Below are 24,372 nucleotides of genomic sequence, written 5' to 3' on the forward strand. Positions count from 1 at the left end.
ACCAACTACAAGAGTTACTTGAGTAAAATGATTGAATTTTTTATTTTCCTCTAGTGCAAGAGCAGAAAATGTTAAGATTCCTCCAAATAATATAAAACGTAATGGATAAATTCATACCTAAGTAATATGCTCCCCATCCTGACATATACCCGGTTTCTGCTCCCATCCAACTACCTAGTGTAATTAAAGCAAAACACCAAATTAAATTTGATTTAGAGAAATATCTTAATATGGCATAAAGATAAAAGCAATAAAATGGAAAAATGTCCACTCCCTGAATCAAATGCTTTTCTAGTTGATAAATAGCACAAGCAGTGGTTAGACCCCTAAAAATAATATTGCCCCATTGCTAAAAATTTGCGCTGGTTTTTATTGCTGTCTTTTAAAACCAATAAAATAAAATTACTCCCGATAAAGTTGATAAGGTAATAAATTTCAGCAGATACGGAGCATTAAAAATATATTCTAATAATTCTCGTAGATAACGATCAGACAAAATAGCATTAATAGCAATAACTATACATATTCAAGAAACCCAAAAAGAATATCTAGCTAATTTCTTCCAATCAAAATTTAATATTTCTATATCGTTTTTAAGTAATATAGTCGTATGATCATCAAGTAAACCAGTGTTATTCCATTCATCTAATGCTGAAAAAAGTATCTTTGCCTGGGATTTAGAAATTCTCATAAGTTAATCCAAATATCTCCAAAATTTTAAATTTTAATAGAAAGATATTATTAATATAAAAAATATGTCAAAAATTACTGAGCTTTGTGGACAAAGACCTTCAGAAAAAGTATATACAATAATTCTAATGAGTACAGAAGCAAATAAGTTTTGTTACTCACTAATTTAATTGTTTTTAGAAAAGATAGTATTGTTTTTGAAAAGAGATACAGGAAATTGAAAAAAGAAAATTATAGCCTTAAAAGCAAACAATTAGTTAAAGATAGTGACAGTAAATATTTGGACTGAGTAATTACTTATAATTACTTATGTAAATATAAGCAATATACTAATTTAGTCTTTAAGGAGGTAATCCAGCCGCAGGTTCCCCTACGGCTACCTTGTTACGACTTCACCCCAGTCGCTAATTTTACCGTGGTTGGCTGCCTCTTGCGTTAGCTCACCACCTTCAGGTAAAACCAACTCCCATGGCGTGACGGGCAGTGTGTACAAGGCCCGAGAACGTATTCACCGCGGCATGCTGATCCGCGATTACTAGCGATTCCAACTTCATGCTCTCGAGTTGCAGAGAACAATCCGAACTGAGATGTCTTTTAGGGATTTGCTCCACGTCGCCGTCTTGCTTCCCTCTGTAAACACCATTGTAGCACGCGTGTAGCCCAACCCGTAAGGGCCATGATGACTTGACGTCGTCCCCACCTTCCTCCGGCTTATCACCGGCAGTTTTCTTATAGTTCCCGGCATTACCCGCTGGCAAATAAGAATGAGGGTTGCGCTCGTTGCGGGACTTAACCCAACATCTCACGACACGAGCTGACGACAGCCATGCAACACCTGTGTGTGGTCCAGCCGAGCTGAAGGAAAGCATCTCTGCGATCCGCAACCACCATGTCAAGGGTTGGTAAGGTTCTTCGCGTAACATCGAATTAAACCGCATGCTCCACCGCTTGTGCGAGCCCCCGTCAATTCCTTTGAGTTTTAATCTTGCGACCGTACTCCCCAGGCGGAGTGCTTAATGCGTTAGCTGCGAAACCGAAAGAAAATCTTCCGATATCTAGCACTCATCGTTTACGGCGTGGACTACCAGGGTATCTAATCCTGTTTGCTCCCCACGCTTTCGTGCATCAGCGTCAGTTGTAGCCCAGATGACCGCCTTCGCCACCGGTGTTCCTCCTAATATCTAAGAATTTCACCTCTACACTAGGAATTCCATCATCCCCTACTACACTCTAGATTAGTAGTTTTGAAAGCAATTCCGAGGTTAAGCCCCGGGCTTTCACTTCCAACTTACTAAACCGCCTACGCACTCTTTACGCCCAGTAATTCCGAACAACGCTAGCCCCCTCCGTCTTACCGCGGCTGCTGGCACGGAGTTAGCCGGGGCTTTTTCTGCAAGTAACGTCATTATCTTCCTTGCTAAAAGAGCTTTACAACCCTAGGGCCTTCATCACTCACTCGGTATTGCTGGATCAGGCTTTCGCCCATTGTCCAATATTCCCCACTGCTGCCTCCCGTAGGAGTCTGGGCCGTGTCTCAGTCCCAGTGTGGCTGATCATCCTCTCAGACCAGCTACAGATCGTCGGCTTGGTGAGCCGTTACCTCACCAACTACCTAATCTGACGCGGGCTCATCCATCAGCGATAAATCTTTCCTCCGTAGAGAATATACGGTATTAGCTTTTATTTCTAAAAGTTATTCCGTACTGATGGGCAGATTCCCACGTGTTACTCACCCGTCTGCCACTAACTAATTAGAGTAAACCCCCAATTAGTCCGTCCGACTTGCATGTGTTAAGCATACCGATAGCGTTCGTTCTGAGCCAGGATCAAACTCTCAAGTTTGATTCTGTCAGTTTTACTTTAAAAAATTGACAGATTTAATTATCACTTTTGTGATATGTACATGTTTACTGTCACTATCTATATCTAATTATTTACTTTTAAAAACAGCTACGATTTTTTTGCATTTATCGCTTTGGATAGGTGTAATTATATGCAATATAATCAGCCATGTCAACTACAATTTTGAAATTATTTTATTTTTGTTATTTTTGTTCTATATATCTATATCTAGATCCTTTTTTTGCAGCTTATAACCATTACAAAACTTTAGTTAAAATCTAATCACCACTAATGCTAATATTCTTTATTATATACTGTGCAGATATCTATTACTCATTGATATAGTATTTAATAAATACCTATCTCAATCATAACTTTTCATGCTCATATAAAATATCATGAATAATTTGTAAATTCTTAACAGCATAAAGACCATCTAGTGAAGCAATTAAAGCTTTCCACAAAGCTCAGCCTCTTCTCTAATCCCAAGTATCATCATCTAAGGCTCATTTTTCTTTAAAAACTTTTCTTGCTTCATTTTGAAAAAAAGTCCAAATTATTACTAAATCACAAGCAGGATCGCCAACAATCATACCTCCAAAATCTATTATTGCATCAAGTTTGCCATTTTTTATAATAATATTACCGCTTGCAAAATCACCATGAATCCATACAGGTTTTTTATTCCACTGAGAATTTAATGCTTTTTCCTATACAGATAGAGCTTTATCTGCATCAACCAAATTTTTTAAGTTTTTAATTGCTGATTTTGTCTCAAGGTTATAAACTGCAAGATTACCCCACGCCAAAAATTATGAGTACCTGGGATAGGTCCATCAGTTACATCAATCTTATGTAATTCATTTAGCAATTTTACTAGATCAGAAGCAATGAGAGATAAATTTAAACTGCTAGGCATCAAAGCTATTTACACTTTTTCCTTTAATCCATTTATATATTGACCAATTCCAAGGATAATTTTTTGAAGGTTTACCTAAAGCTAAAGGCTTAGGGATATGAAATAGCAAATTAGGAGCTAATACTGGTAACCATTTTTGCTCTTTTGAAACCGCATCTACATATTTTTCTGCACCTGGTAATCTAATTAACATTTCATCGCCTAAATGAAAGGTTCTATTATCATGACCACTAAATTCAACAGGTTTAATTGATAAATTAGCCCAATTAGGGAATTGTGCTGCAATAAGTTCTTTTGCTAAAAGCTCTGTAATTTCTATATTCATAACTTTTTGCCTATTAGGTAAGTGATCAAGTCGGCGTTATTGCGTGGATCGATTTTTCCGTCATTGCAAGGAAATGACGTAAGTAATTGACGAAGCAAAGAAGAAAAAAATTCTGATCTACAGAATTTTTTTAATTATTTTCTAGATTGCCACGCAGCCTACTGCTGCTCGCAAGGTCTTGTTGCGTGGATACCTATATCATTCCAGCTTTCGCGGGAATGATATAGGTATCCACGCAACAATTGTATAATTCTAGCACCCCAAACGCCAGACCTTCAAATTCAGCTCTTTTAAATCGAATTTTATATCGATTATTGCTCCCTCTTCTTCTCTGTTTGCTATATCTAGAATGCCGCAATGTTCTTCGACTATTCTTTTAACTATAGCAAGCCCTACCCCCATACCTTTACTGCTGGTCGTAACATAGCTTTCGGTAGCTTTGCCTATTAGCTCAGGCGGGAATCCTTTACCGTTATCTATTACAATAACACTAATAAAATCGTCTTTAGCATCTATAGTAACTTCTATTTTTCCGGATTCTCGCCCTTCTATTGACTCTTCTGCATTTTTCAACAAATTGATCATAACTTGATTTATTTGTGTAGCATCACACATAAAATCAAATTGATCTACGTTAGACTCAAATTGATACAAAATATTATCATTAAGTAATTGACGTGCTTCAACAATATGTTTAACTAAATAAACTAATTCACTCTCTGTAAATTTAGGAGCAGGAAGACGTGCAAAAAGCACAAATTCAGACACTATATTTTTAATATCGTTAGTATGACGAATAATCATTTTTAAATAATTTTCAAATTCTACCCTCTCCTTAATTTCAGGACTAAATTTCTTAACCAATCTTTCAGAAGCAAGTAAAATAGGAGTTAATGGGTTCTTGATTTCATGGGCTACTTTTTTTGCAACATCCGACCAAGCCATTGCTCTCTGTGCTATAACTAAATCACGCTGCTGACGCGAAAGCTGCTTAATCATTCTATTAAATGCCGCATAAAGCGTGCCTATTTCGTCTTTATCTACTTCATGTTCAGGCACTTGTACAGTTAAATCACCGTCTTTAACTTTGTCAGTTGCAGTAACTAATTTTTTAATAGGCTTTACTATTTTAGCAGTAAATATAACCCCAAAACTTATAGCTACAAAAAGAAGTAATAAAGCAATAAAGATAAACATTATAGAGAACTTGATCTGTATATTATCTATTTCATTTTTAAGGCTATTATACTCGGCAGCTGCTCCGTTAGTTGCATCTACATGGTCGATAATTTTATTATCTACTAATCTACCGACTAATAAATACACATCATTATATTCTTTTAATTTAATCAGCATCCTTATTTTGGTCGGATCGGATTTTACTTCCACCGGTTCCCCTAAATCCGCTTTTTTAATTAAATGTGCGGGAATAGTTGCAAATGATAATGAAAAACTTAAATAACTATTCGCTACTATAGTATTAGTAGATTTGTTTAAAACTATAGCTTCATCAAGCGAGCGCATCTCTGCTTCGGTATTAAGTGTTTTAGTAAATAAAGCGGGATTATGAATTAAATCATAATACATATCGCTTAAATCTTCAGCAACGGCTAGAGCCGTTTCTTTTAGCTGTAATTTATGCTCGGCAATATAAGATTCTGCAACTATTACGGATTGATCAAGAACCGTAGAAATCTTCTTATCAAACCAAGCTTGAACACTAAGATTAAAAAAATAAACAGAAAATACTGAGACAATTATAGTTGGAATAGCTGCAACTAAACTAAAGGCAATTACAATACGATTTTGTAATTTAGAACTATCATTATTACTATTTTGAGTAAAAAATTTTTGAGTTAGTAAAACACCTAAAATTAAAAAAATTGCTAAATCAACTAATAAAAATCCAATAATCGTACTAAAATTCTTTGATTCTAAAGATATCACATAAAAAGTAGCACAGGCAAAAATAATAGCTGCTATTGCTAAAGTAAAAATTAGTACTCTACTAGAAAAATAAGAACGTAAATTTTGTTTAAGATAACTAAGCATAGATACGGTTTATATGGATATAACAGTTCTTTATAACAAAAAAAAGCTAATTGGGAATATTTGTACTTTTAATGTCATTACTGCGGGAACGTTGCTGCGTGGACACCTAATCGTCATTGCGAGCAACCATAAGCTGCGTGGCAATCTCATCAAATATCCTGAGATTTCGGACGTATAATTGCTATGCAATTTCCTTGCAATGACGAAAAATCACGAAGCAATCTACATAACAAAAAAGCTAGAAATATTAATATTTCTAGCTTTTTATTTAGTATTAAAATTATTTGAAATTTTATTCATCAAACATTTTTTTACGAGCAAATTTTCTCTGTCTTCTTGCTGCTTCTTGTGCTTTACGAACACGCTTCGCTGAAGGTGTTTCATAATAACGCTGTTCTTTCATCTTACGAAAATAAAGCTCTCTTTGTAGCTTTTTCTTAAAATTCTTAAGCGTATTGTCACAATTACCTGCGTGAACATTTACTAGTATCACTTAAATTACTCTCCTTAAAAGATATTGTGGTTTATTGAACTATACCCTATAATTAAGTTATATGTCAAGGTGAAAAAATATGAGCATTAAAGAAGAACACCATATCAAAAAAATAAGCTTCGTGCAGTCTTTATTAGAATTATTACCGTTTAATGAATGGAATAATAAGCTACTTGAAGAAGCAGAAGAAAAATACGGTTTTGCAAAAGGTTATGCTTTAATAGTTTTTCCAGAAGGTTTATCTGAAATAATAGAATTCTTTGAAAGCTATTTAGATAATATTATGCTAGAAAGCTTAAAGACAATAGAAGAGCCGGCAAAAATAAGAGATAAAATATCTTTAGCGGTAAAGATTAGGATCAAAACCGTGCTTCCTATTATTCATAGTAAGAATGCCGCTTATTTTGCATTAAACCCAATGCAAGGAACTGAAGTTGCATTCCGTAGTTGTGATGCTATTTGGCGCTATACCGGCGATAAATCTCTTGATTTTAACTATTATACTAAAAGAGGTTTATTGCTATCTGTTTATATCCCCTCTATTCTTTTTTACATACAAGACGAATCGGAGAATTATATTGAAACCGATCAATTCATTGATACTGCCGTAGAGAATATAGTAAACACTTTCTCTCAGATGAAAAAATTACTCGACCCCTCAAATATACCAATAGTTAGAATGTTCACGTAGATATACCCAGTTTTTATTGACTACATTGAGTAATTTTGGGTCCAAAGTACAACGGTATATTTAAATATTTTGCTTTAGTGAGTAGTATACAAATCAACTGTATGAATATTATATTTTGTATAATATTCTAAAGCATTTAATAATATTCTTTTTCACAATGTACACCTTTGTAAGCAAGTAGGTCCGATAAAGTAGAAGAGATTTCATTGCGAGAAATTTTATAAACAGAAGATAGAACGAATATTACTTCCGTAAGTATAGTTTGCTCTATTATTAAAATAATATGTCCTGTTTTAACTTGTGCAAACATATTTTTATCATCGGCAAATAAACATCTAACAATAACATTTGTATCACATATATATTTCATTGTATTTCCTTAACATTTTTATAATGTGAAAATACACTCTCTCTCCAAGCTTTTTCTCTTACCTCTTCAAAAGAAGTTTTTGTATTTTTTTATATTTTGCAAATACACCCACCTACATCTGAAACAGGAGATAATATAACTTTATGATTATCATCAATTTCTATAGCAATAATATTGCTATTTAAAATCTCTCTAACTTTTTGTGGTAGAACGATCTGTCATGTAAAAGTAATGGCTAAAGTATTGATATACATGTTAATAATTATTAAATTAGACTTCCTAATACTATTATTATACCCAATTTAGTAAGTAAGAAAAACTAAAAAAGTAATATATTAAAATTCTTGTATTATTACCTCTCTTGCATATAATTAATATATTTTAAAAAATAATTTCTAAAATAATGACAAATACTAAATATTATCCTGAAGTTAGTGCAAATGCTGATTTTGCTGCTATAGAGCGAGAGATACTAAAATTTTGGCAAGACAATAATATATTCCAAAAATCTATTGATGATAGGAATGGAGAAGCAGAATTTATTTTTTATGACGGGCCACCCTTTGCAAACGGTTTGCCGCATTACGGTCATTTACTTACCGGCTTTATTAAAGACGTATATGCTAGATACCAAACCATAAAAGGTAAGAAAGTTGAGCGTCGTTTCGGCTGGGATTGTCACGGTCTTCCTGCTGAAATGCAATCAGAGAAAGAGCTTGGTATTTCAGGGCGTCTTGCAATAACTAATTTCGGTATAGAGAAGTTTAATGCACATTGCAGAGCTTCGGTAATGAAATATGCAAGCGACTGGGAAGAATATGTAACTCGTCAAGCAAGATGGGTAGATTTTAAAAATTCTTATAAAACGATGAATAAGAATTTTATGGAATCCGTCCTTTGGGCGTTTAAAGAGCTATATAATAAGGGGTTATTGTATGAATCTATGCGGGTCATACCGTATTCTTGGGCATGCGAAACACCGCTTTCTAATTTTGAAACAAGACTTGATAATTCTTATCGTGAGCGAGCAGATAAAGCTGTAACGGTGAGTTTTGTACTAAGGGATAAATTGCATGAGATTACTGCTTTCGCGGGAATGACATCGAGGAAGTCAGGAATGACAGTAGGCGGTGATTATAAAGAATATAGAATCCTTACTTGGACGACGACGCCTTGGACTCTTCCATCAAATCTAGCCCTAGCAGTCGGTAGTGATATAGATTATGCATTAGTCCCTCAAGAAAATATTTGTTATATAATAGCTGCCTCGTCAGTTTCTAAATATGCTAAAGAATTAGGGCTTAGCGGTGAAGAAAATTTTGAGATAATTAAAGGCTCAAAGCTTCAGGGACTCCGCTATAAACCTTTATTCGACTATTTTGAGAATCATCCAAACAGCTTCAAGATATTTGCCGGCGACTTTGTTGTTGAAGGTGACGGTACAGGGGTTGTACATATGGCTCCCGGCTTTGGTGAAGATGACCAAATACTTTGCGAATCACAAGGGATCTCACTTGTTTGTCCTGTTGATAATAGCGGTAAATTCACTAAAGAAATTCCTGACTTAGAGGGAGTGCAAGTATTTGATGCAAATGACAAAATAATAATCAAACTGAAAGAGCAAGGAAATTGGCTAAAAACCGAGCAGTATATTCATAATTATCCTCATTGCTGGCGAACGGATACGCCTCTTATATATAAGGCTGTTCCGTCATGGTATGTAAAGGTAACGCAGTTTAAAGATAGAATGGTAGAGCTTAATCAGCAAATAAACTGGATTCCACATCATGTTAAAGATAATTTATTCGGTAAGTGGCTTGAAAATGCCCGTGATTGGTCGATAAGCCGTAATAGATTTTGGGGAACGCCGCTGCCTGTATGGAAATCAGATGATCCCAAATATCCACGCATAGATGTTTACGGCTCTATAGAGGAATTAGAGAAAGATTTCGGTGTTAAAGTTACTGATTTACATCGTCCGTTTATCGATGAACTGACAAGACCAAACCCCAACGATCCAACAGGTAAATCAACAATGCGTAGAATCGAAGACGTGTTTGATTGCTGGTTTGAAAGCGGTTCAATGCCATATGGGCAAGCTCACTACCCTTTTGAAAATAAAGAGTGGTTCGAGGATCATTTTCCGGCTGACTTTATAGTTGAGTATTCAGCTCAAACACGTGGTTGGTTTTATACGTTAATGGTGCTATCTACCGCTTTATTTGATCGTCCGCCGTTTTTAAATTGTATATGCCACGGTGTAATTTTAGACGCTACCGGCCAAAAACTCTCAAAGCGTCTTAATAACTACGCCGATCCGCTGGAGCTATTTGATCAATACGGCTCTGACGCATTAAGAGTTACGATGCTATCTTCAAACATTGTTAAAGGTCAGGAACTGCTAATCGATAAAGATGGTAAGATGGTATTTGATACGCTTCGTCTATTCATCAAGCCTATATGGAATGCTTATCATTTCTTTACGATGTATGCTAATGCCGATTCGCTTAAAGGTGAGGTTAGTTTTGCTTCTGAAAACGTACTTGATGTTTATATATTATCTAAGCTAAAAATAGCAGTCAGTAAGATTGAAGAGAGTTTAGATAATTTCGATACGCAAACAGCTTATCATGCAGTTTTAGAATTTTTTGAAGTATTGAATAACTGGTATATAAGACGCAGTAGAGCCAGATTTTGGAAAAGCGAAAAAGATGCAGATAAACAAAATGCTTATAATACTCTATATTCATGTTTAGAGACTATGGCGATTGCAATGTCGGCACTAGTACCTATGATTTCGGAGGCGATATATAAGGGGCTATGTCATTGCGAAGAGACGTCTACATTATCATCCCGTTACTTGATCCCAGGATCCAGTAAATCAATGAACAATTTGGATCCCGTGGTCAAGCCACAGGATGACACCCCATCAGTGCCTCACAATGACGAGATTAGCGTCCATCTATGCAACTACCCTACTCTCTCAGACTTTGAAATAAATCACGAGCTAGTTGCTACTATGGATAAAGTGCTTGATATTTGTAGTAATAGCCTGTTTATTAGAAGTACTGAAAATATCAGGGTAAGGCAGCCGCTTGCTAGCATAACTATTATCAGTAAACATAATAACGCTCTCAAAGATTTTGAAGATTTGATCAAGGATGAGATTAATGTTAAATCAGTAATTTATCGCGACAATCTAGAGAATTACGCAAGCAAAAAACTATCGATTAATTTCCCAAGGCTTGGTAAACGTCTTCCCGCTAAAATGAAAGAAATTATAGCTGCTTCTAAAAAAGGTGAGTGGAAAGCTATCGCAGGCGGTTTAACTATATGCGGCGAAACCTTAAATAATGAAGAATATAAGCTAATTTTAGAGCCATATTCACATATAAAAGGAGCAGCAAGTTTTGAGAATAATAGTAGCTTGTTAATACTTGATTTAGAGCTAACAGCTGAGCTAATAGAAGAAGGATACGCAAGAGACATTGTACGCTTCATACAACAGGCTCGAAAAGATGCCGATTTCTCTATAACTGACAGGATTTTAATTGAGATAATAAGCGAGTTTGATTTATCTAAGATAATTGATAATTATGGCGACTTTATTACAGAACAAACTTTAAGCGAGTTTTCTAAAAATTTTACGCCTGATTATGTAAGTAAAGTAGAATTAGAGAATCATCAAATACAACTTAAAGTTAAAAAGTTGTAAATTATTTTACTATCGATTAAGGTATTAATAATTTACTTATATTAATCTATAGTACGCACGCTATAAATTAATTTAGGTACATTATGTCACAATACTACTCCTTGAGCCCAAGAGAAAAAGGTTCTTGGATTAAAAATCGTTTAGGAACTAGTACCATAAAAACCATAAACACAGAAATTGTAATAACTCTAGAATATTTAAAACAATATTTTAATGAGTTTCATCATCTAGAAGGAACAGCATTAAATATTATAGCTAGCTTAGATGATCCGAATTTAAATAAACTAAATGTCATAGAATTGCAAAGTGAAAATAAATTCAAATCATTAGAATTTGCACTTAAAAACAACAATGAACAAGCTGAATATCTACTTAATCATCTTACGTTTGAACCTAATTCTAGCCTAATACAAGCAATACAAAATCAAAATTTAACGTTAGTAAAGTATTGTGTAGAAAAACAAAAAGCGGATGTCAATTTTAGTAATTTTGGTTTTCACCCATTAAGACTTGCTGCTTGCTTAGCAGCACCTTATAAAACAGATACTACATGTTATCTTTTAATAAAAGTAGTAACTTATTTAAATACAACCTTAGAAGGAGCAACACAAGGCGGTCAAACTGTACACGATCTTCATAAGCAAATCTTTTTTAAAGCAATAAACGAAAATAAACTTGAAGTAATTAAAAAATTTGTTGGAATATACGTTTTTGATGTTAATACTGAATATTGTTTTAAATACACCGTTAAGTACCACAAATTTAAAAAATAGAAAAGAAATTGCAAAATATCTTTTAGCTAAAAATGCTAATTTGGATATAGCGCTAGAAATCGCAATAATAGACTGTAAGTTAGAAGGGGTAAAAACATTATTAAAGGCAGGAGTAAAAATTAACGGCAATAAAGATGCATCACCTTTAATGCTTGCATCAGAGCATGGGCAGACCATAATAGTAAAATATTTACTTAAACACGGTACTAACTATAATGTTAAAGGATGGGAAAAAGATAACTTACATAGCAATATATCGTTTCCACTAACTCAAATCACTGAAATTTCTACATTATGTAAAAAAGCTAATAATCCTAACCACAAATATATATTAGATAGGATATTAAAAACAAGTATCTCATCACATTATGATGCATACAAGAATTTATCATTAGAACAAATAAAGCAAAACTTTTCTAAATTCAAAAAACAACTAAAACAAGATTTACAAAATTTCACAGCAATTAAAGCACTGCTAGAAGATTATTCTAGCAGAAAGAAAATTCCAATAAATACACATACTATAGTAGAAGACGAGGGCTATGTTTCTGATTTTAAGTTTGAAAAACTGAAAAATCTAAAACAGATTCTAGATTAGGAGACATTCCTTATTCTAACTCTGTATTCTTTTCTATTCAAGACCTTAATCAGCTTGGTGAAAATCAAACTTCTTTAAGCAGTGATACGACAGAGCTATTCAATAGTAATTCGACTAAGCAATACAGTTAAAAATACTAATAAAATTAGTATTTTTAGTTGTTTTTTAGATCACTGATTTTAGTTAGAAATAACATCAAATAAAAAATCTCTTGCATATTTATTAGATACATATATATTACCATGAAATATGGGAATCATATTTCATGGTAATATATACTTTTTTATAAAAAAATCTAATTAAAATACGGAGGAATCATGGCTAATCCAAATCTTACGAAAGGAAATCATTATTTTAGAAATGAGCAATATAAAGAAGCTATAGAAGCTTATAGCAAAATAGATAAAAATAGCACCTCTTATCCTTATGCTCTGTTTAATATAGGAGAGTGTTACTTTCAACAAGGAAATTTTATAGAAGCCATAAAATATTATAGTCAGATCTCTGATAACCATTTCTCACTCTATCAAAGTGCTTTATTTAATTGTGGTAGTTCTTTTTACAATCTAAATAAATATGCTGAAGCTATAGAAATGTATAGTAAAATACACAAAAGCTCTAGTTATTATCAAAAAGCACAACATTATTTAAGAGAGTGTCAATTTGCAGCTATAGACATGGCTGATAAGGTAGATAAATCAAAGATTTCAGGTATTGAAGAAAGTTTTAACTTAATAGCATATATTCTCGAAGAAGACACTAACTTTAATATTTTATGTCTTGAGGAAGATACTAACTTTAATATTTTATGTCTTGAGGAAGATACTAACTTTAATATTTTATGTCTTGAGGAAGATACTAACTGTAGTATTTTATGTCTTGAGGAAGATACTAACTTTAATATTTTATGTCTTGAGGAAGATACTAACTGTAGTATTTTAGGAGAAAATTTTGACTTAATGGATGTACGTGAATAAATGAATATAGTAGACTGCTTTCTATTATTGCATGGATAGGCTTTTCCGTCATTGCGAAGAGCAAAGCGACGCGGCAATCCAGAAAAAATAATAAAAAAATGCTGTAAATCAGAATTTTTTACTGGATTGCTTCGTCGAATTACTGTGTAATTCTTCTCACAATGACGGAAAAGCAGGTCCACGCAATAATGCCCATTTGCAATGGCGATATCAGAGTATATCAAGCAAATTCTAATAATACCTGCCCTCTTACAACATTATCCTTTTCATTAACAAAAACTTTAGCTATTTTTCCGTCTCTTTCAGCTAAAATAAGATTTTCCATTTTCATAGCAGTTAAAATCATAATTTCTTGCCCTGCCGTCACTGCCTGCCCTTCTTTTACCTTTATTGCAACAATTTGACCGCTTAGAGGAGCCACAAGTTCGGAGCTTTCTTCTATTACTACTTTTGAGACCATCAACGCTTCAAGTTCTGATATACGAGGAGAGCGAACAAAGGCTTTTACACTAATACCGGCATGCGATAATAAATAACCGGTTCTGATATTCTCAATTTTTACATTTGTCTTTTTACCATTAATTATAGCCGTAAAAAGTTCATTACCTAAATTCCAGTTACTACGAATATATATTCTATCGCTTTCGTGACGTATATTATAGCCGTTTTCAACAGGTGTAATTAATACGGGAAATAATTTATCATCTATAGTTACTACCCACCTTGTACCTATTTTGTTAGCCTGATTGTTAATATTGCCGGAAATTAAAGAAGCACGTCTTTGTTCCGATATATAAATAAAAATAGCCGTTGATAAAAATACGGTAGTGACTTCTGAAGTTAGACTAGCTCCGGAAAAACCGTCAGGATATTCTTCTTGAATAAAGGCAGTAGAAATATCGCCGCTAACAAAGCGTGGATGTAGCATTACCGCTTCTAAGAAACTAATATTATGAGCAATACCGTTAATTATATAAGAACTCAAAGCAGAACGCATTACCTCAATTGCCTGCTCTCTTGTTTCACCGTAAGTACATAATTTCGCAATCATTGAATCATAAAACATACTTACTTCACCACCAAGCCCAATCCCTGTATCTATACGGATATTAGGACTCTTGGCAGGTTCAGAATAAGCGATAATTCTACCGCTAGAAGGTAAGAAACCTCGGCTTGGGTTTTCGGCACAAATTCGTGATTCAAATGCCCAACCTTTTAATTTTATGTCATCTTGCGTAAATGATAATTTCTCACCGGCTGCAATTTTTATCATCTCTTCCACGATATCTATACCGGTAATTAGCTCAGTAACAGGATGCTCGACTTGTAACCTAGTATTCATTTCTAAAAAATAGAAATTTCTATTGCTATCTACTATAAACTCAACGGTACCGGCCGAATAATATCCAACTTTTTGAGATAAGGATATTACCTGCCGATACATTTCTTGCCTGATATCTTCAGTAATAAAAGCACTTGGTGCTTCTTCAATTACTTTTTGATGGTGACGCTGTATTGAACATTCACGCTCTCCGAGACATACACTATTGCCGTATTGGTCGGCAATTAACTGAATTTCAATATGACGGGGAGTTTGAATTAACTTCTCAATAAATAATCTATCGTCACTAAAACTATTTGCTGCTTCAAGCTTTGCCGACTCAAAAGCATTTGCCATTTCAGCGGGATTATTCACTACTCTCATACCACGTCCACCGCCACCGGCAGCCGCTTTTACTATTACCGGAAAACCAATTTCTTTAGCAATATCCACCGCTTGCTTAACATCGTTTATAGTTCCCATATAACCAGGAACGGTGCTAACTCCGGCTTCTATTGCTATCTTTTTTGCTTCGATTTTATCACCCATTTTTTTAATAGTTCCAGCACTCGGTCCTATTAAAACAACACCGTCTCTTTTAAGAATATTAGCAAAATTCGGATTTTCCGATAAAAAACCGTAACCTGGATGTACTGCACTTGCGCCACTTTCACGAATTGCTGAGATAATATTTTTAATAGATAAATAACTTTCCGTTGCAGGGGAATCACCTATATAATAAGCCTCATCTGCATACTGCACATACATTGAGTTTGTATCTGCTTCAGAATATACTGCAACCGACTTTATTCCCATCTTTTTTAAGGTACGTATTATCCTAACGGCGATCTCGCTACGATTAGCAATTAGAATTTTATCAAATAATGGTTTATTCATAGTTTTTATTATAAAGTAATCTGTATTATTATACTGCTGTCGATGTCATTCCTGCGAAAGCGGAAATCCAGCATAAAGCGAGATAAATCGAGCTTTTAATTTCAAAAATTTGCTGTATATATGTTTTTTTCTGGATTCCGCTTTCGCGGGAACGACAATTAAACATTACAACGGCAAATTATCATGCTTTCTCCAAGGCAATTCTACTTTTTTAGTACGCAGGAAATTTAACGCCTTACATATTCGCCATCTAGTATTTTGCGGTCTTATAATGTCATCCAAATATCCCCTAGATGCCGCAACAAAAGGCGAAGTTACTACTTTTCTATATTCATCGATTTTTTGTTTTTTAGCTTCAGGGTCTTTACATTCTTCCTTAAATATTATCTCGGCTGCTCCCTCTGCCCCCATAACAGCGATTTCCGAATTAAACCAAGCATAGTTTATATCGCCTCTAAGATGCTTGGAGTTCATAACTATATAAGCACCACCGTAAGCCTTACGGGTAATTACGGTAATCTTCGGCACTGTAGCTTCTGCATACGCGTATAACAGCTTAGCCCCGTGTTTAATAATACCGTCATGCTCTTGGGATGTACCAGGCAGAAATCCAGGTACATCAACAAGGCTTACTATAGGAATATTGAAAGCATCACAAAATCTAATAAATCTTGCTGCTTTTCTTGAGGCGTTTATATCTAAACATCCTGCTAAATGCAAAGGCTGATTAGCCACAAATCCTACTGGATAACCTTCCATATAACCAAAGCCGATAATGATATTCTTTGCAAAATCAGATTGTAGTTCAAAAAATTCTCCCTCATCAACAATACGCTCAACAAGCTCTTTCATATCATAAGGCTTATTAGGAGTGTTAGGTATTAACGTGCTAAGAGACATATCGACTCTATCGGCAGGATCAACAGTCGAACGAACAGGAAGAGGACTACGATTGGATGACGGAAGGAAATTAAAGAACTTACGGATTTCGAGCAATGCTTCTATATCATTATTGAATGCAAGATCGGCAACACCGCTTTTAGTGGTATGCATTCTAGCACCGCCGAGCTTTTCTTGGCTTACTGCTTCACCCGTAACGGTTTTTACTACATCAGGACCGGTTACGAACATATAAGAACTATGCTTAACCATGAATATAAAATCGGTTAAGGCAGGGGAATATACTGCACCACCGGCACAAGGTCCCATAATTAAGGTAATTTGAGGGATAACACCCGACGCTAAAACATTACGCTGAAATAATTCACCGTATCCGGCAAGAGCATCAACCCCTTCTTGAATTCTTGCTCCCCCTGAGTCGTTAATACCTATTACGGGAGCACCGGTTGCTATAGCTTGATCGATAATATCGCAGATTTTCTTAGCATGATATTCGCCGAGAGAACCTCCTAGTACGGTAAAATCTTGGCTGTAAATAAATACCAATCTACCGTTTATCGTACCATGCCCAGTTACAACGCCGTCACCTAAAAACTTTTTATCCTGCATCCCAAAATTATCGCATCTATGTGCTACAAACATCCCAGTTTCGGTAAAACTATTTGGATCTAATAATACTTCTATGCGTTCTCGTGCAGTTAACTTACCTTTTTGATGTTGTGCGTTGATCCTAGCTTCACCGCCCCCTTGCCTTGCAATATTTTTTTTCTCATCCAATAACTCAGGGGAGATTATATTACTTTGATTCATAGATTATTTATAGTTTTATTTCCAAAATATCCATAATATAATATAATAATGCTAATGTGAAAAGATAATTATTTATGTCATCTACCGACGATACTAAAGAAAAACCGAAAAAAGACAAACCGACAGCTAAATTTAATAACTTATCAACTGCTTTAAAAAAGAATTTACAAAGAAGAAAGAAAGTACAAAAAGAAAAGAATAACAAAGAAAAATATTGATACTAGGTCTTATATCTATAAAGAGTGATAGAATAGAAAATAATTTTTAGGATAATCAATATGAGTGTACATGAAGTAATAATTAAAATCAGTAAAATTTTTTCTCTTTTTATTCCCAAACACAATATAGAAGAATCTAATAATAATATTCCTGCTAATAGAGAAGCAATGCGTGATTATTATGAAGATTTAAATAACCCTCATTAAAAAGTATTGATCTATATGCAATTTGACATATTAATATAAATTGCTAATATTTGGAGAGTTTAGGTTTTGTTTTGAGTCCTATGTCATTCTTGCGAAAGCAGGAATCCAGTAAAACCTACAAAAAACTTGTTTTTTTAGGTTTATTTTATCAATATTAAGACTATTTTTTGGCTTCCTGCTTTCGCAGGAATGACATAAATAAGCCATGAGGGCAAAGCCAACAACCTTGCAACAATGACATCAAAATCTAACAAAATCGGTATTTTAAATATTTAACATAATATGGACACAAACAAATTATATCTTTTCAAAGATAGACGATTTTTACCGAATTTTATAGTGCAGTTATGCGGTTGTCTTAATGATAATATATTAAAAAATGCTCTAGTAATCCTTATTACTTACGGTATTTCAGGAGCTTTAAGTAAATATAATAATCTACTTGTTTTAATTGCTAATGCTACTTTTGTACTACCTTTCATAATATTCGCAAGCATAGCAGGACAAATTGCTGATAAATACGAACGTACGAGTCTTATTAAGATTATTAAGATTTGTGAAATCGGCATAATTGCCTTTGCAATTTACGGATTTCATCATCATAATCTGCTAATCCTGTTCTGTTCTATTTCCTTAATGGGTATACACTCTACTTTTTTCGGTCCAATCAAATATAGCGTATTACCTGATCACCTAAATAAAGACGAACTACTTGGAGCTAACGGCTTTGTTGAAGCCGGAACTTTTATTGGTATTTTTATCGGTATAATAATCGGCAGTTATTATACAGTCAGTAATAATTTGATAATTTATTCCTTAATTACCATCGCTTTTCTCGGCTTCATTACAAGCCTTTTTTCTCCAAAATCTAAAAATGCAAATCGTGATATTAAAATAAATTTTAATATTATAGATGCAAGCATAAATATGATTAAATATGCCAAAGCAAAAAAACAGATATATTTAGCTATACTTGGTATTTCATGGTTTTGGTTTATCGGAGCTGCTATAATTTCTCAAATACCTTTACTTGCTAAGATAACTTTTAAAGCTGATGAGAATGTTGCTAACTTATTTTTAGCAGTTTTCTCGCTTGGTGTTGGGATCGGTTCATTTTTATGTAGCAAAATATTTGAAGATGAGATTACCGTTAAATATCTATTTATTTCAGCCCTAGGCATTAGTATTTTCGGTATTGATTTATTCTTTGCAAGTAGAATTAGCTCAGTTAACTACGAACCTACTCAGCTAAAAAGTATTTTAGTATTTTTATCGAAAAGACATAATTGGCGAATAGTTATCGATTTATTTTTCTTAGCAGCAATAGGCGGTTTATATATCGTTCCCCTTTTTGCGATATTACAGCATTACGCAAATCCTGCTCATCGTAGCCGAATTATTGCCGTTAACAACCTCATTAATTCCATTTTCATGGTGGGATCAACAATTATTCTATCGTTATTATTTTATCTAAATTTCACTATCCCTTGGATTATATTATTTATTAGCCTAGCTAATATAATCGTCACTATATATATTTACCGCTTAATACCTGATGTTAAAATTATTCCATTTAAACTATTGCGAAGAATATTTCAAATCTGTTTTGATCTTATGTATAAGGTTGAAGTTAAGGGATTTGAAAATTTTCAAAAAGCAGGTAAAAAAGTAGTAGTAGTAGCCAATCATATTTCATATCTTGACCCTCCCCTAATTGCTACTTATCTAAAGGAAGAAATGACTTTTGCAATTAGTCCCGATATACAAAAAATATGGTGGATTAAACCGTTTTTACGTATGGCAAGAACTTTGCCGGTTGATCCAAGTAACCCAATGGCAATAAAGACTTTAGTAAAAGAAGTACAAAAGAATCAGAAAGTAGCAATTTTCCCTGAAGGCAGAATAAGCGTTACCGGCTCTTTAATGAAAATATACGAAGGACCGGGAATGATTGCCGATAAAGCAGGTGCTACCGTTTTACCAGTTAGAATAGATGGAACTCAATTTACTCATTTATCAAAATTAAAAAACATATTAAAAAGAAAAATATTCCCTAAAATTACTATAACAGTTTTACCGCCGGTAAAATTCGCTAATATGGATGCTGCAAGTAATCAAGAACGACGCAGTTATATATCTAGGGCTCTTTATGATATCATGGCTGATATGATGTTTGAGAGTTCAGACTACAAAAATACTTTATTCTCATCTCTTATAGAAGCTGCTAAAATTCATGGATTTAAGAAAAAAATAGTTGATGATTTTGAAAAAAATACGGTCACTTATCGAGATTTAATATTAAAATCTTTTATCCTAGGTGATTTAATCAAAAAGAATAATATCTTTGGCAGAAATTTAGGCTTAATGTTGCCTAATACCACGAATACGTTAATTACTTTTTACGCCATGCAATCTAGCAGTTATGTTCCTGCTATAATTAACTGGAGCAGCGGCATAAGTACTATTATTAACTCCTGTAAACTTGCACAAATTAAAGTAGTTTACACTTCAAAACAATTTATTAAGAAAGCAAATTTACATGAATTAATAACTAACTTATTAGATTTCGGTATTAAAATAATATATTTAGAAGATTTTAAAAAAAAATTAGTACAGCTCTAAAACTAAAAGCAAAAATAGGAAGTTATTTTTCTCAAACTTATTACAATTATTTTTGTCGTAATCGTGATGACGAAAAACCGGCAGTGATAATTTTTACTTCGGGTACTGAAGGTGAGCCTAAAGCCGTATTACTATCTCACAGAAATTTACAAACTAATAGATATCAAATAACTGCTAAAGTACCTTTTAGCCCCGAAGATATAGTATTTAACTCATTACCTTTATTTCATTGTTTTGGTCTTGGAGGTGCAATTATTACAACTTTAAACGGTATTAAGCTGTTTCTATATCCTTCACCACTAAATTATCGCAGTATTCCTGAAGTTATATACGATATCGGAGCAACTATATTAATTTCTACCGATACTTTTTTAAACGGTTATGCTCATTACGCTCACCCATATGATTTTTACTCATTACGCTATATATTTGCCGGTAGCGAGAAATTAAAAAAATCTACAAGACAATTTTGGCTTAACAAATACGGTATACGTATTTTTGAAGGGTATGGAATTACCGAAGCCGCACCTATTATAGCTTGCAATACCCCTATGCATAATAAAGCAGGCACGGTAGGAAGATTATTACCGAAAATTGATTATAAGCTTGAGAAAGTAGAGGGACTAAATGAAGGATGGCGTTTATTCATCAGAGGTCCTAACATCATGCTTGGTTACCTAAACTTAGAAGGTCATCGTACTTATAAAGAATGGTACGACACAGGCGATATAGTCAAAATCGATTCTGAAGGATATATAACAATTTTAGGACGTTTAAAACGCTTTGCTAAAATAGCAGGGGAAATGATATCTCTTACAAAAATTGAAGAACTTGCGAGTGAAATTGATCCTAATTCCTTGCACGCTGCTATTTCTATGCCCGATAAAACGCACGGAGAAAAAATTATTTTACTTACTACCGGTTCTGATATAAATAGAGAAAATGTTGCAGATACTGTATCTAAAGCTCAAATTTCTTTACTACATTTACCGAAAGTAATTATTACCGATTCAGAAATACCTCTGCTTGCAAGCGGTAAAATAGACTATCTTGAGATTATGAAGAATGTGGATAGATTCTAACATCCTTGCGAACGATTGGAAGCCTTGTTGCATGGCTTGTTTTATGTCATTCTCGCGTAGGCGGGAAGGCGTTGTTGCGTGGACCGGTTTTCCGTCATTCCGAGGAAAAAGTGAAAATTTTGACGAAACAATCCAGTTAAAAATTCTGTAAATCAGAATTTTTTTAATCTTTTTCTGGATTGATATGTCGCGTCGCTCTCCTCGCAATGACGGTTTTGGTATCTACACAACAATGCTACGCAGGAATGACATAAACGAGCTATGCAACAACGCTGGTAAAGCCACGGGATGACATTTATTTTTCTTATTAATAGCAGCATTCAAAGCTAATTTAAACCACTTACCTAATAACTCTTGATCCTCCATAATTTCAGGTAACACCTTCCAATATGAAAGAGTTACAAGTTTACCTTTACTTTGATATACAAATGGCTCAGAACCGCAAGATTGAAAAGATTCATAAGTGCTTAGGTCTGACTTAAAATATAATGCATTGCTCTTAATAATTCCTACCTTAACCCCACCCTTATATATACCATATCCACCAAACATTGCACGAACGGCTACTGCACCATATGGTTCTAACAGTTCTTAAACATATTTAGTCAATTCATTTTTGTTCATAATAATCGCTTTAAATACAACAAACCATAAATAAATGTACCTAATATAATAAACAATGGAGTTAAAGGTAAATCAAAGTAGAAAGAGCTAAATGCGGCACAAAAATTAATAAATAAAGAGATAAGAATTGATATTATAATCATCTGAGAGGGGCTATATGCTACAAACCGTGCGATCATTGCAGGAATAAGTAAAATAGCAGTAACCATAATTACGCCAACAATCTTTATAGCAAAAAATACCGATAATGAAAGAAGAAGTAAAAATATTAGCTCAATAATATTAACCTTTAAGCCTTTTATGACTGCAATATCTCTATTAATAATGATAAGAAGAATTTGATTATAAAAATATACTATAAAGCTTATAATAGTTATTAGCACTATCCCTAGTATAATCAAATCATTAAAAGACACGGATAAAATATCCCCAAACAACAAATTCACTATATTATTCTGCAAAGAAGTAAAATAATTAATAACTAAAGCAACAGCTAGCATAAAGCTAGAAATCAAATTAATAACTGCATTTTTTTCAGAATTATTTTTAAAAATAAACACAAAAAACGAAAAAAGAATTGCCACTATTATTCCTGAATATATTAATGGGAAATGTACTATAATGCTTATGCTAACCGCTAAAAAACTACTATGAGCAAGCCCATCGCCAAAATAAATATATCTCTTCCATAGGGCAATGCAGCCAAGAGGAGCAAATATGCAGCTAATTAAAATTAAGGCTAGTATTATTAAAGTCATCTGAGTATATTATATATGTTTGTTGTATGGCCTCTTGTCATCCCGTGGGTGGGCCACGGGATGGCATTGGAAAGAATCATAGACTATGTCTTCAATCGATAAAAAAGAATTAGCAAAATTTGAAAAAATTTCTCATAATTGGTGGAATAAGGACGGGGAATTCGGTGTATTACACCGAATAAACCCTATTCGCCTTGAATATATAATAGAGAAAATAACTACGCATTACAATAGACACATTTCCAAACTAGAAATATTAGATGTTGGTTGCGGTGGAGGATTAATTGCAACACCTTTAGCAGCTCAAGGTTTTAACGTTACAGCCATTGATGCACTACAAAGTAATATTGAAACGGCAAGCACTTATGCTAAGGAAAACAGTGTAAAGATAAATTATTTACAATCTACTATAGAAGAATTAGAAAGTGACAAGCTATATGATGTGGTAATTTGTCTTGAGGTTATTGAGCATGTAGAAAACGTACAGCAATTTATACTAAATTTGGTGAAGCATATTAAGCCAAACGGTATGGCAATAATTTCTACGATTAACCGCACTAAAAAAGCTTATGCACTTGGAATAATAGTGGCTGAATATATTTTAGGCTGGGTGCCTAAAAATACTCATGATTATAGCAAATTCTTAAAACCATCAGAAATTTACGAAATGCTTACGGATACCGACATTGAAATTAAAGAGCTGAAAGGCTTGGTATATGATCCTGCTAAAAATGAATGGAAATTAAGTGATGATATAGACGTAAATTATTTTATGTGTTTGTGGAGCAAAGAAGACAAACTCAATTAATGTCATTCCTGCTTTTGCAGGAATGACATCTTGAACGTTCATACACTAGGACATCAAGCCACGGTATGACAAAGTTCTTAGTATATATTTAAAAACGATAATACATGACCAACGTAATTACTAGATTTGCTCCGTCACCGACGGGGTTTTTACATATAGGTTCGGCAAGAACTGCCCTTTTTAACTACTTGTTCGCAAGGCATAATAACGGTAAGTTTCTGCTCCGCATTGAAGACACCGATAAAGAAAGATCAACTGAAGCAGCGGTAGACGCTATATTCTCAGGTCTAAAATGGCTAGGGCTTGATTGGGATGAGGAAGTTATATTCCAGTCTAAACGTAATGATCTTTACAAAGAAGTGGCACTAAGACTCCTGAAAGAAGGTAAGGCATATTATTGTTTTACTAGCCAAAAAGAAATAGAAAAGCAGCGACAAAAAGCTTTAGCAAATAAACAGCATTTCATTTTTAATAGCGAGTGGCGTGATAAAGAACCTGACGCCTATCCTACTGATGTTAAGCCGGTAATACGTCTAAAAACTCCAAGAGAGGGCAGCATCACAATTCATGATACCTTACAAGGCAAGGTAGTAATTGAAAACTCTCATATAGACGATATGGTACTACTAAGGGCAGACGGCACTGCTACTTACATGCTAGCCGTAGTGGCAGACGATCAC

19 protein-coding genes, 1 rRNA gene and 3 pseudogenes are annotated in these 24,372 nt (G+C 33.9%); 10 read left to right on the forward strand and 13 right to left on the reverse strand.

Going from position 1 to position 24,372, the window contains the following annotated elements:
- Positions 1-526: 526 nt before the first annotated feature.
- The 8 genes and pseudogenes from A452_RS11150 to rpsU form a co-directional block, all read right to left on the reverse strand.
- Positions 527-691 carry a hypothetical protein gene (locus tag A452_RS11150; RefSeq protein ID WP_014412511.1) on the reverse strand — a complete coding sequence of 55 codons (165 nt, stop codon included), beginning with the start codon at positions 689-691 and terminating at the stop codon, positions 527-529.
- 341 nt (positions 692-1,032) lie between these two features.
- Positions 1,033-2,532: ribosomal RNA gene (locus A452_RS0104510) — 16S ribosomal RNA — on the reverse strand.
- A 506-nt stretch (positions 2,533-3,038) separates the two neighbouring features.
- Entirely contained in the window at positions 3,039-3,200 is a 162-nt protein-coding gene (locus A452_RS12080; protein WP_331270657.1) for a phosphotransferase, read from the reverse strand.
- A gap of 80 nt (positions 3,201-3,280) precedes the next feature.
- On the reverse strand, positions 3,281-3,451 hold the full coding sequence (locus A452_RS10860; RefSeq protein WP_017208598.1) for a hypothetical protein: 171 nt from the start codon (positions 3,449-3,451) through the stop codon (positions 3,281-3,283).
- The gene (locus tag A452_RS12575) at positions 3,444-3,776 is read right to left on the reverse strand and encodes a phosphotransferase (RefSeq protein ID WP_014412510.1); all 333 of its coding nucleotides are present in this window, start codon (positions 3,774-3,776) and stop codon (positions 3,444-3,446) included. The genes A452_RS10860 and A452_RS12575 overlap by 8 nt, the downstream gene beginning before the upstream one ends.
- A gap of 53 nt (positions 3,777-3,829) precedes the next feature.
- Positions 3,830-3,931, reverse strand: a pseudogene (locus A452_RS13005) (lytic transglycosylase domain-containing protein); the annotation flags it as partial.
- 97 nt (positions 3,932-4,028) lie between these two features.
- Positions 4,029-5,828 (reverse strand): sensor histidine kinase NtrY-like, encoded by a 1,800-nt coding sequence (locus A452_RS0104520; protein ID WP_014412509.1) that lies wholly within the window; start codon positions 5,826-5,828, stop codon positions 4,029-4,031.
- A gap of 292 nt (positions 5,829-6,120) precedes the next feature.
- Positions 6,121-6,321: a 30S ribosomal protein S21 gene (gene rpsU / locus A452_RS0104525; protein WP_012148483.1), complete on the reverse strand. Its 201-nt coding sequence runs from the start codon at positions 6,319-6,321 to the stop codon at positions 6,121-6,123.
- Between the two features lie 79 nt (positions 6,322-6,400).
- On the opposite strand from rpsU, the gene A452_RS0104530 reads away from it, so the two are divergent.
- Positions 6,401-7,012, forward strand: coding sequence for a COQ9 family protein (locus A452_RS0104530; protein WP_014412508.1), 612 nt, complete (start codon positions 6,401-6,403; stop codon positions 7,010-7,012).
- 136 nt (positions 7,013-7,148) lie between these two features.
- On the opposite strand, the gene A452_RS0104535 is transcribed toward A452_RS0104530, so the two are convergent.
- The gene (locus tag A452_RS0104535) at positions 7,149-7,382 is read right to left on the reverse strand and encodes a PIN domain-containing protein (RefSeq protein ID WP_014412507.1); all 234 of its coding nucleotides are present in this window, start codon (positions 7,380-7,382) and stop codon (positions 7,149-7,151) included.
- Between the two features lie 403 nt (positions 7,383-7,785).
- Between A452_RS0104535 and ileS the strand changes: the two genes are divergently transcribed.
- The 4 genes and pseudogenes from ileS (at position 7,786) to A452_RS0104555 (ending at position 13,445) form a co-directional block, all read left to right on the forward strand.
- Positions 7,786-11,097 (forward strand): isoleucine--tRNA ligase, encoded by a 3,312-nt coding sequence (gene ileS, locus A452_RS0104540; RefSeq protein WP_014412506.1) that lies wholly within the window; start codon positions 7,786-7,788, stop codon positions 11,095-11,097.
- An 83-nt stretch (positions 11,098-11,180) separates the two neighbouring features.
- On the forward strand, positions 11,181-11,870 hold the full coding sequence (locus A452_RS0104545) for a hypothetical protein (protein WP_231289999.1): 690 nt from the start codon (positions 11,181-11,183) through the stop codon (positions 11,868-11,870).
- A pseudogene (locus A452_RS12835) lies at positions 11,812-12,213 on the forward strand (ankyrin repeat domain-containing protein); the annotation flags it as partial. The gene A452_RS0104545 and the pseudogene A452_RS12835, both read left to right, overlap by 59 nt.
- A 572-nt stretch (positions 12,214-12,785) precedes the next feature.
- Positions 12,786-13,445 (forward strand): tetratricopeptide repeat protein, encoded by a 660-nt coding sequence (locus A452_RS0104555; protein ID WP_014412503.1) that lies wholly within the window; start codon positions 12,786-12,788, stop codon positions 13,443-13,445.
- Between the two features lie 220 nt (positions 13,446-13,665).
- Here the strand turns inward: A452_RS0104555 and A452_RS0104560 are convergent, their stop codons facing one another.
- Positions 13,666-15,663 (reverse strand): acetyl-CoA carboxylase biotin carboxylase subunit, encoded by a 1,998-nt coding sequence (locus A452_RS0104560; protein WP_014412502.1) that lies wholly within the window; start codon positions 15,661-15,663, stop codon positions 13,666-13,668.
- Between the two features lie 165 nt (positions 15,664-15,828).
- Positions 15,829-17,373: an acyl-CoA carboxylase subunit beta gene (locus tag A452_RS0104565; protein WP_014412501.1), complete on the reverse strand. Its 1,545-nt coding sequence runs from the start codon at positions 17,371-17,373 to the stop codon at positions 15,829-15,831.
- A gap of 74 nt (positions 17,374-17,447) precedes the next feature.
- Between A452_RS0104565 and A452_RS11155 the strand changes: the two genes are divergently transcribed.
- From A452_RS11155 to A452_RS08415, 3 genes and pseudogenes are all read left to right on the forward strand, one after another.
- Positions 17,448-17,591, forward strand: coding sequence for a hypothetical protein (locus A452_RS11155; RefSeq protein ID WP_014412500.1), 144 nt, complete (start codon positions 17,448-17,450; stop codon positions 17,589-17,591).
- A 60-nt stretch (positions 17,592-17,651) separates the two neighbouring features.
- Positions 17,652-17,798, forward strand: a complete 147-nt coding sequence (locus A452_RS11160) for a hypothetical protein (protein WP_014412499.1) — start codon at positions 17,652-17,654, stop codon at positions 17,796-17,798.
- A 282-nt stretch (positions 17,799-18,080) separates the two neighbouring features.
- Positions 18,081-21,502: pseudogene (locus A452_RS08415) on the forward strand (acyl-[ACP]--phospholipid O-acyltransferase).
- A gap of 222 nt (positions 21,503-21,724) precedes the next feature.
- Here A452_RS08415 and A452_RS0104585 read toward each other — a convergent pair.
- Together A452_RS0104585 and A452_RS0104590 are read right to left on the reverse strand one after the other, a co-directional pair.
- Complete coding sequence (locus tag A452_RS0104585) at positions 21,725-22,054, reverse strand: TfoX/Sxy family protein (RefSeq protein ID WP_014412497.1); 330 nt, start codon at positions 22,052-22,054, stop codon at positions 21,725-21,727.
- A 68-nt stretch (positions 22,055-22,122) separates the two neighbouring features.
- Positions 22,123-22,884 carry a metal ABC transporter permease gene (locus tag A452_RS0104590; RefSeq protein WP_014412496.1) on the reverse strand — a complete coding sequence of 254 codons (762 nt, stop codon included), beginning with the start codon at positions 22,882-22,884 and terminating at the stop codon, positions 22,123-22,125.
- Positions 22,885-22,969: 85 nt separating this feature from the next.
- Between A452_RS0104590 and ubiG the strand changes: the two genes are divergently transcribed.
- Complete coding sequence (ubiG, locus tag A452_RS0104595; RefSeq protein ID WP_014412495.1) at positions 22,970-23,692, forward strand: bifunctional 2-polyprenyl-6-hydroxyphenol methylase/3-demethylubiquinol 3-O-methyltransferase UbiG; 723 nt, start codon at positions 22,970-22,972, stop codon at positions 23,690-23,692.
- A 104-nt stretch (positions 23,693-23,796) separates the two neighbouring features.
- A partial coding sequence (locus A452_RS0104600; protein WP_017208599.1) for a glutamate--tRNA ligase occupies positions 23,797-24,372 on the forward strand: 576 nt, incomplete at its 3' end.

Origin of the sequence: Rickettsia australis str. Phillips, from assembly GCF_000273745.1 — a bacterium.
Taxonomy (GTDB): Bacteria; Pseudomonadota; Alphaproteobacteria; order Rickettsiales; family Rickettsiaceae; genus Rickettsia; species Rickettsia australis.